Source organism: Clostridium fungisolvens, assembly GCF_014193895.1.
In the GTDB taxonomy this organism is placed as follows: Bacteria; Bacillota; Clostridia; order Clostridiales; family Clostridiaceae; genus Clostridium_AR; species Clostridium_AR fungisolvens.
The window spans coordinates 3,114,052-3,129,546 of record NZ_BLZR01000001.1 but is presented as its reverse complement, the minus strand read 5'-3'; the positions used below and the strand labels follow the sequence as shown (position 1 = coordinate 3,129,546).

Here is a 15,495-nt window from a genome sequence, read left to right as displayed (position 1 = left end):
AGTTTATGAAGAATATATATTTTAAAGAAGTGGAGGCATGATTATTTTGAGTATAAAAAAGAATATAGAGCAGATAAAAGAATCTATGCCGGAAGATGTGACTTTAGTTGCTGTTTCCAAGACTAAGCCTATCGAGTTTCTGGAGGAAGCTTACACGGCAGGGATTAGAGACTTTGGTGAGAATAAGGTTCAAGAACTAATAGAAAAATTTGAACTTTTTCATAAGGACGTAAGATGGCACTTCATAGGACATCTGCAGACCAATAAGATAAAGTATATAATTGATAAAGCTTTTCTTATTCATTCTTTAGACAGCACAAAACTTCTTAAGGAGCTTGAAAAACAATGCTCTAAAAACCAAATGCAGATAAATACACTTATTCAAATTAATATCGGCAAGGAAGATACCAAGTATGGTTTTTACGAAGAACAGCTAAATGAGGTCTTGAATGAGGTAGAAAGATGTAATTATGTAAAAATTAAAGGAATAATGGTTATTATTCCTAAAGGTAATGAAGAAAGTAACCGATATTATTTTAAAAGAACAAAAAATATTTTTGAAAATATTAAGAAACAGAAATACCAAAATGTAACTATGGAAATACTATCTATGGGAATGACTCACGACTATGAAACTGCAATAGAAGAAGGAGCCACTCTTGTTAGGATAGGTGAGGGAATTTTTGGTAAGAGAATATAAATAGGAGGATTAACTATGGCTGCAAAAATGTTTAATAAGATGAAAGAGATTTTAGGCTTTGAGGAATACGATGAAGAGTACGATGAATTTGATGAAGAAGAAGAATTAGCTGCAGATGAAACCCTTGAACCAGTATTATCAGGTAAGAAAAATAATAAGGTTGTAAATATTCATTCTGCTGCATCAGCTAAAGTTATGATAACAAAACCATCTGCTTATGAGGATGCAACTGAAATTTGCGATGCACTTAAGAGTAGAAAGATTGTAGTTGTAAATACAAGTAACTTAGAAAATAAAATAGCTCAACGACTTTTAGATTTTATAAGCGGTGCTTGCTTTGCACTTTCTGGTGAATTGCAAGAAGTTGAGAGAGGCGTATATATACTATCACCATCTAATGTAGAAGTTACTAGTGAACTTAAGAGTGAACTTTCAACAAAAGGACTATTTAATTGGTCAAAGTAAAGGTGTGCTGTTCAATTCTTAAAAAAATTCAAAACTATCTTATTCATTAAGAGAAAATTTGAATATATAAAATCAATTATGAAGTAGTACATCTATGAATCGGAGGAGATTTATATATCTTTAATAGAAGAAATTTTAACATTGTTATTTGACTTTATACAATTTATGATTTTTGTGGATGTTATACTTTCTCTTGTTTTCATGGGGAAAGAAAATAAATTAACTTATTATGTGAGAATAATTACTGACCCAATATTGTCGCCTTTTCAAAAATTACAAAGGAAAATAGCACCTAATTCTCCTTTGGATTTTTCACCAATACTGGCTATAGTTGCGCTATCTATTATCCAAACTATAGTTTTTGCAATAGTATAGTATGAATAAAAAAGAATTCATTTCAATACTAGGATTAGACGACGTAGGTGAGTATAGTAATTTATATAATAAGCTAACAACTTCCATTGAGAGAGATATTCCTATTGTAACTAATGAGTTTTACGCCCCTATTGTATGGAATAGATTACAAGAATATTTTAAAGGAATAGGGGTAAGTGTTCTTGTTGAAGGTGGCTTTGAAGATAGTGAACGCAGAATGATAGCAGTTAATTCTTTTGATATTGATTGGCCTTATGAAATTCTTCAAATAAACTATAACGGTAAGTTTGGAACTTTAGGACATAGAGATTTTTTGGGAGCGATCCTATCTCTAGGAATAAAGCGTGAAAAAATTGGCGATTTAAGAGTAAAAGATTTCAGTTGTTTTGTTTCTGTACATAAAGATGTGTATGAATATATTATCTCCAATCTTACAAAGATAGGAAGACATAGCATAAACATAAAAACTATTAAGGATTTAGAAATTGTACCTAAAGTTGATTTCGAAGAAGTAAATATACAAGTCGCTTCTATGAGATTAGATGCCATAGTTGCGTCAATAAGCAGAAAATCAAGAAATGATGCAATGGATTTGATTTCTAATGGGAGTGTACTTTTAGACTACAAGGAAAATAGGAATAAGAGTACAGAAGTAAAGTTGAAAAGTACAATAACAATAAGAGGAATAGGTAAATTTATAATTGAAGATATTGTCGGTAAAACGAAAAGTGATAATTTAAAACTAATGGTAAAAAAATATAAATAGCAGAGGTGATTCGCATGAAACTGACTCCCATGGAAATAAACAACAAAGAATTTAAAAGAGGCCTAAGAGGATATAGTTCTGATGAAGTAGATGAATTCTTAGAAAAAGTAGTTGAAGATTACGAAGATTTATACAAAGAAAATTCACTATTAAAAGAAAAGCTAGCTTCAGTAGGAGAAAAAGTTGAGCATTATGCAAAAATAGAAAATACTATACAAAATACTTTATTATTAGCTCAAAATACAGCTGAACAAGCAAAATTGAATGCTCAAAAAGAAGCTGAATTGGTTGTAAATAGTGCCAATGAGACTGCTCAAAAGATTCTTGATAAGGCGCATAATGATGTAATTCAGATTAATGATGAATATGATAGAGTAAAGCAAGAATTTGTAAAGTTCCGTGCTCAATTTAGAAATTTCATGAAGACTCAGCTAGAAACTTTTGATGACCTTGAAAAGAGCTTTATCAAAAATTTTAACATATCTCATCCAATTGAAGAAATAAGTGAAAAAGATATACATAATGGCATAGAGGAAAATGCAATAAGTAATTATAAAAACGAACAAGTAGAAAAAGATGATATGGAAGAAATAAAGAGTTTTTTCGCTAACAGATAGTTTTACTTCTGATTTTAAGAATCCATTGATTATTTTCTATGAATAACCACTTCATTAATTAATATTTCAAACTTGTATTGAAGGAGAACTTCAAAGTTTGCTTATATTAAATGAGTGAGGTGGTTTATTTTTATTTCAGCCTATGTTGAAAAATATTATTGAAATTAAACTTATATTATCTTTTGTTAATCATATTATATTTATAACTTTGTTATAAAAAGTCTATCTTTTGAAAGAATAATAATATATAAATCACTTTTGAAAACCAATTCTTTTGAAAGGAAGCGATAATATGGATAGAAAGGATTATGATAGATATCGTATTAAATTAAATAAGGAAAAAGAGAGGGTTCTAAGCTTAATAAAAGAACTAAAAGAAAATGAAGCCGTAGATTCTCATGCAGAAATGGCTTCGGAACTTTCTTTTTATGATAATCACCCATCAGATTTGGCTACTGAAACTTTCGATTTTGAAAGAGGTAAGGCATTAAAAGGTAATGAACGTGAGATACTTAGTAAGATTGATGAAAGTTTGCAATCATTAGATCAAGGAAAATATGGTGTATGTAAAAGATGTGGTGTAGAAATAAGTAAGGAAAGACTTGACTTTCTTCCATATGCGCAATATTGTATTAAGTGTCAAACTGTTATAGGTTCAATAAAAGAGTATAGGAGTAACAGAAGACCAATCGAAGAAGATGTTATAGGAAATCCTTTTGGTTATGGTTATAATGATTATAATGAATATGAAAAGGTTGGGTTTGATGCTGAAGATTCTTTTCAGGCTGTTGATAACTTTAATAGATTGCAAAATAGATTTGACGTATATGATGATGATGATATGTATGTGGAGCCAGTAGAAAAGGTAAGTAACGAACAGTATAAGAACCAATTACCGGATTAAAGATAAAGGATGGGGGAAATTTTTTATATACTATGGATGAGTTGATTTTTGAAATAAGTTCGGAAGAAAAAGATATAAGGATAGATAAGTTTTTATCAGAAAAGATAACAGATAGATCTAGATCTCATATTCAGAACCTGATTGATAATGAAGCAGTACTTGTTAATAATAAAATAATAAAAAGTAACTACAAATTAAAAGAAAATGATGTTATTATTTTAAATATACCTGAGCCAGAAATATTGAGTGTAGAACCAGAAAATTTAGATATAGATATTATATACGAAGATGATGATGTAGTTGTTATTAATAAAAAGCAAGGGATGGTTGTTCATCCTGCCCCTGGTAATTATAATGGAACACTAGTAAATGCTCTTTTATATCATTGTAAGGATTTATCCGGTATAAATGGAGTGATAAGACCTGGAATAGTACATAGAATTGACAAAGATACATCAGGGATTTTGGTAGTAGCAAAAAATGATTTTGCCCATAGCAAATTAACAGAGCAATTTAAAGTTCACTCAATAAAAAGAGAATATTATGCACTTACAGAAGGCGTATTTAAAAATGATAATGGCATTGTTGATAAACCTATAGCTAGGCATCCACAGGACAGAATAAAAATGGCTATAGTTGAAGGCGGAAGAAGAGCAGTTACACATTATGAAGTCATAGAGAGATTTAAGAGCAACACATTGGTTAAATGTAGCTTGGAAACAGGTAGAACACATCAGATAAGAGTACATATGGCTTATTTAGGACATCCTTTGGTAGGAGACCCAGTATACGGATTTAAAAAACAGAAATTTAAGCTAGAAGGGCAAATGCTCCATGCAAAGACACTTGGCTTTATACACCCAACTAAAAATACCTATATGGAGTTTACGTCTGAACTACCACCATATTTTTTGGAGATTTTAAATAAACTTTAGTAGATGTTAAAGGTTAATAATAAAGAAGTAATTAATTTGGAGGAGAGTATAATATGAATCTAAAGGCAATACTTTTAGATGAAGAAGCTATAAGAAGAAGTTTAGTGAGAATAGCTCACGAAATAATTGAAAAAAACAAAGGTGTTGATGATATTGTCCTTATAGGTATAAAAAGAAGAGGGTATCCTTTAGCTAAGAGAATATCTGCGCTTATTGAAAAATTCGAAGGAATAAAAGTTCCCGTTGGAAGTGTAGATATTACTCTATATAGAGATGATTTAACTGATATAGGGGACAAACCAACAGTTAAGGAATCTGACATTGGGGTTACAGTAAGAAATAAAAAAGTTATTATTGTTGATGATGTGCTTTATACATGCAGAACTGTAAGAGCTGCCATAGAAGCAATTATGGATTCAGGAAGACCTGAAAATATACAATTAGCAGTTCTAATAGATAGGGGGCATAAAGAGCTTCCTATAAGAGCAGATTTTGTAGGAAAAAATGTGCCAACATCAAAGCTGGAAAATATAGGAGTAGAGATACTAGAAATTGATGGGACTGATTCCGTCAAGATATATGAAAGATAAACTTAGGGATAAGAATAGGAGTTTTTAAATGGATTATGATTTAATAGCCACCAGTACTTTTGGAATAGAATCTATTACGGCAAAAGAACTGAAAAAGCTTGGATATGAAGATTTGACTATCGAGAATGGTAAAGTTACTTTTTCAGGCGACGAAATGGATATCGCAATAACAAATACTTGGCTTAGAACAGCAGATAGAATATTAATAAAAATGGCTGAATTTAAAGCAACAACTTTTGAAGAACTTTTTCAAGGAACCCTTTCAGTTGATTGGGGAAGTATAATTCCTGCAAACGGTAAGATGCATGTTGTAGGTAAGTCAATAAAATCTACATTGTTTAGTGTACCTGATTGTCAGTCTATTGTAAAGAAAGCAGTAGTTAAAAGTATGCAAAGTAAGTATAATACTGAATGGTTTCCAGAAGATGGTCCAGTGTATAAGATAGAGGTTGCTCTTTTAAAAGACATTGTTACTTTAACTATTGATACAACAGGACCTGGTTTGCATAAAAGAGGGTACAGAGAAAATGCAGGGGAGGCTCCTCTTAAAGAGACTTTGGCGGCAAGCTTAGTACTTATTTCAAGATGGACAAATGAAAATTTGTTAATTGATCCATTCTGTGGTTCAGGTACTATATTGATTGAGGCTGCTATGATAGGAGCAAATCAAGCCCCAGGACTATACAGAAAATTTGAATGTGAAAATTGGCCTACAATGGATCAACAAATCTTCGATCAAGTTAGAGAAGGTGCCTTAAGTTCAATTAAGAATTTTGATATGAAACTTATAGGTTACGATATAAATGGGCCAGTTCTTAGAAAAGCAAGAGAAAATGCTCAGAAGGCAAGGGTAGATAAGTACATAGATTTTCAAAAGTTAGATTTTTATGAGTTTTCTTCAAAAAAGAAGTATGGCTTCATTATAACTAATCCACCATATGGTCAAAGAATTGGTGAAATAAATGAAGTTAAAGCACTTTATAAGAAGTTAGGAGAGCAGCATGACAACCTTCCAACTTGGGATATGAACGTGCTTACATCCTTCGAAGGCTTTGAAGACATCTTTGGTGAAAAGTCTTCAAAGAACAGAAAGCTTTATAATGGTAAGATAAAGTGTTATTACTATCAATACCTGGCTAAGTAATAGTTTCTACGGATAATTAATTCTTAGCAAAGCTCATTAAAGTGTCGGAGTAGGGACACCTAAATTTTTCATAATATCCAAAATAAAAAGAGTGTGATTACACTCTTTTTATTTTTGGTTCTTCTGGGGTTATATATAATGTTTTGTTCGTATAATATATTACCATTCCTGGTTTTGCACCAGAAGGTTTCTTTACATTTTTTACGATAGTATAATCAATAGGAATTTTTGTTGAATCTTTTCCTTTGCTATAATATGCAGCTAGGTTAGCCGCTTCAAGAAGAGTTATATCAGTAAAATCTCTTCCTTTTATAATTACATGTGATCCAGGAATAACCTTTGTATGGAGCCAAGTGTCATTTTTGTCCGCAAATTTTAAAGTTAAGTAGTCGTTTTGTATATTGTTTTTGCCAACATATATGTCAACACCTTCTGAAGAAACAAAGTGTATAGGCTTAGAAGGTTTTGGCGCCTTTCCGCTGGATTTCTTAAATTTTATATAGCCTTCAGTTATAAGTTCTGATTTTATATCTTCAATTTCAGTGTAATTTTCAGCATTTAGAAGATTTGTAAGCACAGAATTTAAGTATTTCAACTCATCTTCATTTTTTTCTAATTGAAGTACAGCAGATTCCTCTGATTTTTTCATTTTGTTATATCTTTTATAATAATATTGAATATTTTCTGAAGGTGTCTTATTTGCATCTAAGGCTATTGTGATATCTTCGCCGTCTTCGCTATAGAAATTGGATAGTGTAACTTTATCAAATCCTTTAGAAATACTATAAATATATGCTGATAATATATCGCCTTTAATCTTATAGTCATTTTTTTCGGAACATTCTTTTAAGTTTTCCTCAAGGATTCTCTTCTTCTTTTCACATCTATCTATATTGGTGGTGATAAGCTTTTGAAGATCCTGTGATTTTGAATGAAGTCTATCTTGTTTATCCTTAGCGTGATAAAAACTCTCTAAAAGAGTTGAAGGATCATCATAAGAAACCATTTCATAATTATCATATAAGTCTAACTTCAAACAATAGAAATCTTTTAATGTCTTAGTTTCTTTATCAATGTAAGAGATAAAGTTTTTATTATCATCAAGTGATTCGAAAAATTCTTTTACAAATTGGTATAAATTATTAATATCAAATATATACTTTTTTGTAAACATATTATATAATTCTTTTGATAAAATTTTACTAACACCAGTTAAGAGCTTAGAAAAGAAATTTTCATTAAATTCAATTTTGTTTTCTGATAGATAATTTTCTAAATCAATTTTTTCAAAGGAAAAAGGATTTATCTTATTACTGTCTGGGGGAAGTACATATTGAACTCCAGGATAAAGAACTCTATAACTGTTTATATCAGGAGTTATATGTTTAATTGATTCCATGACTTTATTATCTCTTTTTCTTATGAGGGTTATATTACTGTGTCTTCCCATTATTTCAACCATCAAGGTATAGACACTGTCAAAACCCAGTTCGTCAGTGGATTCGAAATCAATTACAACTATTCTATCCCCTTTGTATTGGTATATATCTAAGATTTTGCTTCCTAGCAGGTATTTTCTTAGGACCATACAAAACATAGGAGGTTGATTTGGATTCTCCTTTGAGATCTTTGTAAATTGTATTCTTGGATTATTGGCACTTGCTGAAATAAGTAGTTTTAAGCGATTTGAGCCTCTAATTGTTAGAATAACCTCATCCTTTTCAGGCTGATTGACTTTATCTATTTTGCAATTTAATAAGTTTTCTTTTAAACTCTTTATTAGGGTTGATAAAAATACTCCGTCTAAAGCCATAATATCTTCCTTTCATACTTAACTAAAAATAGTATAACATTTTTCACCATTTTATATCAATAAAATGAGCTGGTGATAAAAATGAAAAAAATTATAGTTGCCTTAATGGTAATTATGTGTGTAATTTTATTTGGCTGCAATGATGAAAAACCGGAACAGGTCAATGATGAAAAAAGCAATGTTCAGTGGTCGCAGCATTTGATAATGTACTCCAATGGAGATAACTATACTTATTATAGCATAAATGATGAAAGTATAAGGAAATCAGAGCCTTTGATATCAGGAAATGTACTATATATTAATTCAGATAAACAGATATTGCTATATCAAGATATAGATAGTAAAGTATACTATTTAAGTAAGGATGGAAATAAATTAAAATTAAACATTAAAGAGCAGATAAAAAGATGTCAAGTTAGTCCAGATGGTGAAAAAATACTTTATAGTGTAGAAAAAGAGGATGGCTCAGTAAGTTACTATCTTTATTCAGTACAAAAGAATATTTCTTCAGAACTAGAAAACTTAATAATTTCTGGTGATATGTATTTTTGGAAGGATAAAGACAGTGTAATATTTTATGGGATTGATGGAGAAAACAAAGGAGGAATATTTGAGTATAATTCAGATACTAAAAAGATTAATAAGAGTCTAATCATAAAAGGTATAATTGAAAAGTTCGTTGAAGACAATGGTGTTTTTGTATACATTGTAAATAATGATGATAAAAGAAAAACCTACATGTTAGACCCAAATGAGTTTAAAGAAAAGTTGGTGTCTGATAAAATACAAAAAATTGGCGATATTTATTATAATGGAAAAGAATTGTATTTTACAGGATTAGTAAAGGATAATGTATATAGTTTATATAGAATACCTTTAAATAAAGGCAATTCCGTAAGATTAATATATGATTTCCCAAGTGGAGTTGTTGAAGATAAGAAGATACTGGGTTTAGGAAATATAATAATTCTAGTAGGACATGATGAAGATAAGAATGAATTAGTAGTACGTTACAATATAAAGGAAAAGGCTATTGACATATTAGTTGATAATCAAGGTCAATATGATATTTTATTTTAAACATGTATTTAAAGTTAAATTTAAGTACATGTTTTTTATTTTGCTACCATTTTGTGTAATTGTAACTATTATGTTGTTTAAAGTTACAAAGGTGTGGACATAATACTGCTAGGGAGGGATTATATGGTCGATGTAAAAGAAATTGATATAGATACTCTTAAAAAGGTACCTAAAAATGCAGCTTTGGCTATGAAGGTACTACCTTATAAAGAAGATAAAGAGTCGGTATATGCGTTATGTGTAACTAATTCTGTTGAGGGTAGTGAATATTTAAGTTTTGTATTTGAAAAGAATATAAATTACTGCGAGGTTTCACAAGAACAGTTTAACCAATTTATCAACAAGTTTTATTTAGCTATTAGCAATAAAGATAATAAATTAAATAAAGATGTTATAGTAGCAGATATTATGCAGGAGTATATATCCTACTCCATTGATAAGGGGGCAAGTGATATTCATATCGAGCCTATGGAAAACCAAGCTATAATTCGTGTAAGAGTGGATGGAAAGCTTATTATATTTAGAAAGACAGATAAAGTAATATATAATTCACTGCTTACTAGAATGAAGCTTTTAGCCAATATGGATATTACTGAAAAGAGAAAGCCTCAGGATGGGAAAATACTATTCTCTCGTAAAAATAAAAAGTATGATATTAGGGTTTCCTCAATTCCCACTGTTTACGGGGAGAAACTTGTTTTAAGAATACTTTATAATCAAATATTTCCCTTTGATATTCATAATCTTAGTTATAATGAAAAACAGATAGAGGCGATAAGTAAACTAATTGAGCTTAAACATGGATTGGTATTGATATGCGGTCCTACTGGAAGTGGAAAATCAACAACTCTTTACTCGATTTTAAAGAGCATTAATAGAAATGATATAAATATTACAACAATTGAGGATCCAGTTGAAATATTCATAGATGGTATAAGTCAAATAAATGTAAACGAAAAAGCTGGAATCACCTTTTCAAGTGGCTTACGGAGCATTTTGAGACAGGATCCAGATGTCATTATGGTAGGCGAGATTAGGGATGAGGAAACTGCAAAGATAGCATTAAGAGCATCTATAACTGGACATAAAGTATATTCTACAATACATACTAACTCGGCGATAGAGGTCTTCTCAAGACTTAAAGATATGGGGACGGAAGAATATTTACTTCTTGATGCTATCAAAGGAGTTATATCTCAGAGATTAGTTAGAAGATTATGTGATTGCAAAGTAGAGTATATGTCAGGTGAGTATGAAAAAAGACATGGCGAAATACAAAATGAAATTAAGTTGTACAAACCAAATGGATGTAAAAAATGCAATGAAACAGGGTATTCAGGAAGAGTCTTAATAAGTGAGATTTTGCTTGTTGATAGAAATAATAGAGACAAAATTAATTTATTCATTAAGAGTCAGAAAAATATAGATACTCAAAAAGAATTAAAAAAACAATGCAAATTACTTCTTGAAAATGGAGTAATCTCTTTTGTGGATTACCTAGAATTTGTGGAGGGAGAAGCTTTTTGACAAGAAATAAAGTTAAATATGATTGTATTATTAGAATAAGTTCAGATCTTTCTATGCTTTTAGGGTCAGGAATATCTATTTTTAATGCTTTTAAGATTCTTTCAAGTTCGGTAAGTGATAAGAAATATAAATTTATCTTAAATAAAATAGTTGAAAAGATTCATGGAGGATGTTCTTTAGCAGATGCATTCCAAGAATATACTGAATACTTCCCAGAACTATACATACAAATGATACATATAGGAGAAGCTAGCGGAAATCTTTCCACTGTGCTGGAGGAATTGAGCAGTTATTATACTATTAGAAGAGATGTTAAGAAGAAGGTTATTAACGTTTCTATATATCCAATTATTTTAGTGTTTACTTTGATAACTATGCTTATATTCTATGTACAAGTCATTTCCACTGCAGTTGGAGAATTTGTGCAAGGATCTGGAGGTAGTGTTCCTTGGTACACGAAAAACATTCTTTCTATATGCAATTTTATAAGAGAAAATAATCTTCTTGTTTTTTTATCTTTTGTTTGTTGGAGTTGCGTACTGATCTTATTATTTAATCTTATATCAAAAAATAAATTGTTTTTCAGCATAGTAAGTAAAAATAAACTTATGAGAAATTTTAAAGAAGTTTTAGAGATAGAAGCTCTGCTTTTGATAACTAAATGTGGACTTCCATTAGTTCTTGGACTTGAGATATTAATTGATATATTTAATAACAGTAAAGTTAAATATTGCTTTAATGATATAAAAATATCGATAAATAATGGTATGAATTTAAGTGCTGCTTTTTATAATATTGGCACATTTTCTGAACTAAGCTTAAACATGATAACTATAGGTGAAGAATCAGGCAAATTAGATTATGCTTTGGAAAAACTAAAATCTATGTTAGTAAGCAATCTGCAAAAAAATATAGAAACACTAACTTCGTTTATACAACCAATATTAATTTTAGTGATAGGAGTATTAGTATGTTTTCTAATATTAATAATGATGGTGCCTATTTATTCAAGTATGAACATTTAAGAGAGACTAAAGGGGTTACTTTAATAGAACTTATGATTTATATTTCAGTTTTACTTGTTTTTATATCAGTATTTTGGGTTTCTTACAAAAACCTTTCTAAAATATATGAAGATAATTACAAGGATGATTTAAAAAAAGAAGTTCATAGTTTAATAACCTTTTCTACGTATTCATGCAAAAATATGAAGCTTGATGGAAAAGTGATTTTCAATAGAGATCAGGTTGTGTTTAAAATAGGCGATGATGTAAAAAAACAAATAAATTTAAGAAAGGGATATGCAATAAGTTTTAATACAGGTACTGTGGATAATTTAATGTTGATAAACAATAATGGAAAAATTTATACATCAGGAACTATTACAATACAATGTCCAACAGGTGGAAACATAGCAATGAGCATATCAGTTGATAATTTATATGTTAAGGTTAAAGAATGATGAAAAGAAGTTGAAAATAATTAAAAGAAGAGGAAGTATATTTATTGATGCTGTAGTTGGAACTGCCATATTACTATCAATCTCAGTAGCGATTTTCTTTACATTAGAAGTCAGTGAAAAAAATTATAGTTTAAATAAGCAGAAGTCTAAGAATAATCAAGCTTTAGATTATGTGATAAAAGAATTGAAATATAACTACACCTACGACCAGTTAAAGATAAAAACTATAGATCCCTTAGGAGTATATAAGTTTAAAATAGAGGACTTAACATTAGATAATCTGAAAGCAAAGGAGCTTTTTTTGTTGTGTAGTGAATGTTCAAGTAATTATATTAGTTTAAAGTTTTCCGATGATTTAGATGAAAAGCATATAAATATTAGTTTAGAAGTTAATAGTTCTTTAAATGGTATCAATTTAAACAAGACATATTCACTGAGAAAGGTTAAAAATTAATGAAGAAAAAAGGTTATCTACTAGTAGAACTTTTATTATATATCTCAGTAGCAATGATTATTGTTGCAATCACTTTTAATATTTTGATTATATCCCTAAAGGATTTTAACAAAGGAAAGAAAGATGAAATATCATATGATAATATGATTAATCTAGTTAACTATTTAGATAATCAGATGAATGAACCTGGATCTAAAAAATATGCTGTGGAGAATAGTAAATTCACTATCTCATTAGATACCTCAGATCATGAAGATAGAATTTTTACATTATCTTCAGGAGAATTAAGATTTTTAAGAGTGGGGTATATAGTTAATGGAGCAAATAAAATTACTGTATTAAAGGAAAGTAAGACATTATTAAGCGGAATAAAAATCTTAAGTTTTTATAAAAAAAATAATCTATTGTATCTAGATATCAAAGTTGGAGAAGAGGAGATAAATAAATGTTTAGCACTAAAAAAATAAGAAAAGGATATGTATCTTTAGAGGTGCTTATAATTCTATCCATTGCATTATCTATAAGTTCCTTGGCGCTTTTAAGAACGTTCAGAAGCTGCAGCCTAACTAACCTAGAGGAACAGGCCACTTTAAATGAAATGAGTGAATTTCAATGAAAAGTAATTTCATAATTATTGATTCATACAGAGAGACCTTTAGCGACAAGTTTGATAAAAAAAGATCTGCTAGTATTATGATTACGGAAAAAGAATTATTCATTAGAAAATTTGAGTTCTCAAGTGGAAAAGATTTAAAGAGATTCCTGAATGGAGAAATAAAGACCATGTTTGATACTTCAAAGTTTTTGTTTCATCATGAGATAGAAACTCATAAAAATAGAAAAATATTGACTATTTACGGTATAAATGCAAATGAAAAAATAGAAATACTTTGTTCAAGTTTCAAGATAAAGAATATTTATCCTATACAGTACTTAGTGGTTAATGCAGTGAAAAAAGTTGTTAAAAGTAGAAGCTTTAGTATTATGTATAGTTTTGATAAAACTACATATTTCATTGATGTAGAGGATGGCAGTATAAAACATAATAAATTGTATAAACAAGACGGTAATGTTATTAACTTAGAAGAGGTTTTAAATTACAATCATGTACCTATTCAAAAAAATATATATGTTGTAGGAAAGCGCAAGAATAGCTTTATTTATGATGCTACTAAGTATAATGTAGAATATTTAGAAAGAGAGGCTATAAATGTACCATAGGATATACAAAGAATTTTGGCCGGAAAGAGTGATTGAACTAAAGAATAAAAAAATTCTTAGTCAGTTAAATAGGATAATAGTATATATGATTATATTCAATTTATGTTTAATTCCACTTTCATACAGTAAATACTTAGATTTAAAACAACAAATTAAAGAAAAAGAAAAGTTGCAAGTAGAATCTAAAGCGGTTGTAGATGAGAGTAAAAATAAAAAACAAGTGGATTTTTCAGTTATAGAAAAAATATCTAAACTAGTGTCAAGCATGAATATAAAAGATTTTAGTTATGGAGATAATACAATAACTTTTATAGGTAATTACAATATGCTCGATTCATATATAAAGTATTTTACTGAAAACAGGTTTGAACTAGTAAATGTAGATAGACAAAATGAAAAAGACTTCAGATTTGTAGTGAGGATAACATGAGGAAAGTTATTATTAGGATACTAGTTATAGTTACTTTCTTATGTTTGATTTTAATTCAAACATTTTACAACTTAGGGCGGAAACAGTACGACTATGAATTAAATAATAAGTTAGAGTCTAAAAGTATACAAAATGATCATTTAAGTAATGAGGATAAAGTTAAAGAACCCCTCTATGATGTTATAAGCAAACTTAAAGAGAAAGAAGAGATAAGTATTAATAGCATAACAAAAAAAGATGGATATAAAGAGATTAGTTTTAGTGTTAATACTGAGATAAATAAATTGACAAATTTAGTTGCTTTTTTTCAAGACAATGATATCATAATTATAAAGTATGATATCCAACAAAAGGATAATATACTTAGATGCAATATTTTGGGGCAATATAGGGGGAAAGTAAATGAATAATGTAATTTTAGTAGGAATGCCTTGCTCAGGAAAGACCACTGTAGGAAAGGTTTTAGCTGAAAGAAAAAAGGCTGAATATATTGATACAGATCAATATATAATAGCTAATGCTTCTAAATCAATTGAGCAAATATTTAGTGACCATGGAGAAGAACATTTCAGACAAATGGAGAGAAGTGTCATACTAGATATAATAGCTAAGTTAGAAAATAGTGTAGTCTCTACTGGTGGCGGAATGCCGGTGAAATCAAATAATATGGAACTTTTAAAAAAGTATGGAACAGTAATTTATCTTAAAACAACTATAAAAAATTTAAGTGATAGACTTGATAGAAAAAATAGACCTTTATTTAAGGATCCAGACGCTATAAAGACTTTAGAAAACCTATTGAATAGTAGATCCTCCATCTACGAAAAAGCTGATATTATAATAGAATGCAATGATGACACACCGGATGAAATCTGTGAAAAAATCATAATGTCCATAAATAGTATAAATACCCATTTTTAATTAAAATAATTGCAATTAATCTCACCTTCTGATAAAATATCATTGTTGTGTGTGAGTGAGGGTTAATTTGTGATGTGTTTTAAGAGAGAAA

Annotated in this window: 21 protein-coding genes; 20 read left to right on the top strand and 1 reads right to left on the bottom strand. The window is 29.2% G+C overall.

Annotated elements, in window-relative coordinates; all coding sequences use genetic code 11:
• The first annotated feature begins 46 nt into the window (after nt 1–46).
• From bsdtw1_RS13805 to bsdtw1_RS13765, 9 genes are all read left to right on the top strand, one after another.
• The gene (locus bsdtw1_RS13805) at nt 47–700 is read left to right on the top strand and encodes a YggS family pyridoxal phosphate-dependent enzyme (RefSeq protein ID WP_183278143.1); all 654 of its coding nucleotides are present in this window, start codon (nt 47–49) and stop codon (nt 698–700) included.
• Between the two features lie 15 nt (nt 701–715).
• Nucleotides 716–1,165: a cell division protein SepF gene (locus bsdtw1_RS13800; RefSeq protein ID WP_183278142.1), complete on the top strand. Its 450-nt coding sequence runs from the start codon at nt 716–718 to the stop codon at nt 1,163–1,165.
• A gap of 90 nt (nt 1,166–1,255) precedes the next feature.
• Nucleotides 1,256–1,540 carry a YggT family protein gene (locus bsdtw1_RS13795; RefSeq protein WP_503826565.1) on the top strand — a complete coding sequence of 95 codons (285 nt, stop codon included), beginning with the start codon at nt 1,256–1,258 and terminating at the stop codon, nt 1,538–1,540.
• Nucleotide 1,541: 1 nt separating this feature from the next.
• Nucleotides 1,542–2,306 carry a YlmH family RNA-binding protein gene (locus bsdtw1_RS13790; protein WP_183278140.1) on the top strand — a complete coding sequence of 255 codons (765 nt, stop codon included), beginning with the start codon at nt 1,542–1,544 and terminating at the stop codon, nt 2,304–2,306.
• Between the two features lie 14 nt (nt 2,307–2,320).
• The gene (locus bsdtw1_RS13785; RefSeq protein WP_183278139.1) at nt 2,321–2,923 is read left to right on the top strand and encodes a DivIVA domain-containing protein; all 603 of its coding nucleotides are present in this window, start codon (nt 2,321–2,323) and stop codon (nt 2,921–2,923) included.
• A gap of 292 nt (nt 2,924–3,215) precedes the next feature.
• A complete protein-coding gene (locus bsdtw1_RS13780) occupies nt 3,216–3,827 on the top strand; it encodes a TraR/DksA C4-type zinc finger protein (protein WP_183278138.1) in 612 nt (203 codons plus the stop codon).
• A 32-nt stretch (nt 3,828–3,859) separates the two neighbouring features.
• Nucleotides 3,860–4,762, top strand: a complete 903-nt coding sequence (locus bsdtw1_RS13775; RefSeq protein ID WP_183278137.1) for an RluA family pseudouridine synthase — start codon at nt 3,860–3,862, stop codon at nt 4,760–4,762.
• Nucleotides 4,763–4,815: 53 nt separating this feature from the next.
• Entirely contained in the window at nt 4,816–5,352 is a 537-nt protein-coding gene (pyrR, locus tag bsdtw1_RS13770) for a bifunctional pyr operon transcriptional regulator/uracil phosphoribosyltransferase PyrR (RefSeq protein WP_183278136.1), read from the top strand.
• A 28-nt stretch (nt 5,353–5,380) separates the two neighbouring features.
• Nucleotides 5,381–6,496 (top strand): THUMP domain-containing class I SAM-dependent RNA methyltransferase, encoded by a 1,116-nt coding sequence (locus bsdtw1_RS13765; protein WP_183278135.1) that lies wholly within the window; start codon nt 5,381–5,383, stop codon nt 6,494–6,496.
• A 97-nt stretch (nt 6,497–6,593) separates the two neighbouring features.
• Here the strand turns inward: bsdtw1_RS13765 and bsdtw1_RS13760 are convergent, their stop codons facing one another.
• Entirely contained in the window at nt 6,594–8,309 is a 1,716-nt protein-coding gene (locus bsdtw1_RS13760) for an Rqc2 family fibronectin-binding protein (RefSeq protein ID WP_183278134.1), read from the bottom strand.
• An 81-nt stretch (nt 8,310–8,390) separates the two neighbouring features.
• On the opposite strand from bsdtw1_RS13760, the gene bsdtw1_RS13755 reads away from it, so the two are divergent.
• The 11 genes from bsdtw1_RS13755 to bsdtw1_RS13705 all read left to right on the top strand — a co-directional run bounded on the left by bsdtw1_RS13755 (nt 8,391) and on the right by bsdtw1_RS13705 (nt 15,404).
• Nucleotides 8,391–9,389 (top strand): hypothetical protein, encoded by a 999-nt coding sequence (locus bsdtw1_RS13755; RefSeq protein WP_183278133.1) that lies wholly within the window; start codon nt 8,391–8,393, stop codon nt 9,387–9,389.
• Nucleotides 9,390–9,512: 123 nt separating this feature from the next.
• Nucleotides 9,513–10,916: a GspE/PulE family protein gene (locus bsdtw1_RS13750; RefSeq protein ID WP_244638167.1), complete on the top strand. Its 1,404-nt coding sequence runs from the start codon at nt 9,513–9,515 to the stop codon at nt 10,914–10,916.
• Nucleotides 10,913–11,941 carry a type II secretion system F family protein gene (locus bsdtw1_RS13745; RefSeq protein WP_183278132.1) on the top strand — a complete coding sequence of 343 codons (1,029 nt, stop codon included), beginning with the start codon at nt 10,913–10,915 and terminating at the stop codon, nt 11,939–11,941. Before bsdtw1_RS13750 ends, bsdtw1_RS13745 begins: the two co-directional genes overlap by 4 nt.
• On the top strand, nt 11,887–12,378 hold the full coding sequence (locus bsdtw1_RS13740) for a prepilin-type N-terminal cleavage/methylation domain-containing protein (protein WP_183278131.1): 492 nt from the start codon (nt 11,887–11,889) through the stop codon (nt 12,376–12,378). The genes bsdtw1_RS13745 and bsdtw1_RS13740 overlap by 55 nt, the downstream gene beginning before the upstream one ends.
• Nucleotides 12,359–12,832 carry a hypothetical protein gene (locus bsdtw1_RS13735; protein ID WP_183278130.1) on the top strand — a complete coding sequence of 158 codons (474 nt, stop codon included), beginning with the start codon at nt 12,359–12,361 and terminating at the stop codon, nt 12,830–12,832. The genes bsdtw1_RS13740 and bsdtw1_RS13735 overlap by 20 nt, the downstream gene beginning before the upstream one ends.
• Nucleotides 12,832–13,299, top strand: coding sequence for a hypothetical protein (locus bsdtw1_RS13730; protein WP_183278129.1), 468 nt, complete (start codon nt 12,832–12,834; stop codon nt 13,297–13,299). The genes bsdtw1_RS13735 and bsdtw1_RS13730 overlap by 1 nt, the downstream gene beginning before the upstream one ends.
• The gene (locus tag bsdtw1_RS13725) at nt 13,278–13,448 is read left to right on the top strand and encodes a hypothetical protein (RefSeq protein WP_183278128.1); all 171 of its coding nucleotides are present in this window, start codon (nt 13,278–13,280) and stop codon (nt 13,446–13,448) included. The genes bsdtw1_RS13730 and bsdtw1_RS13725 overlap by 22 nt, the downstream gene beginning before the upstream one ends.
• Entirely contained in the window at nt 13,445–14,053 is a 609-nt protein-coding gene (locus tag bsdtw1_RS13720) for a hypothetical protein (protein ID WP_183278127.1), read from the top strand. Before bsdtw1_RS13725 ends, bsdtw1_RS13720 begins: the two co-directional genes overlap by 4 nt.
• Complete coding sequence (locus bsdtw1_RS13715; RefSeq protein ID WP_183278126.1) at nt 14,043–14,483, top strand: hypothetical protein; 441 nt, start codon at nt 14,043–14,045, stop codon at nt 14,481–14,483. The genes bsdtw1_RS13720 and bsdtw1_RS13715 overlap by 11 nt, the downstream gene beginning before the upstream one ends.
• Nucleotides 14,480–14,893, top strand: coding sequence for a hypothetical protein (locus bsdtw1_RS13710; protein WP_183278125.1), 414 nt, complete (start codon nt 14,480–14,482; stop codon nt 14,891–14,893). Before bsdtw1_RS13715 ends, bsdtw1_RS13710 begins: the two co-directional genes overlap by 4 nt.
• Nucleotides 14,886–15,404 (top strand): shikimate kinase, encoded by a 519-nt coding sequence (locus bsdtw1_RS13705; RefSeq protein ID WP_183278124.1) that lies wholly within the window; start codon nt 14,886–14,888, stop codon nt 15,402–15,404. Before bsdtw1_RS13710 ends, bsdtw1_RS13705 begins: the two co-directional genes overlap by 8 nt.
• The last annotated feature ends 91 nt before the right edge of the window (nt 15,405–15,495 follow it).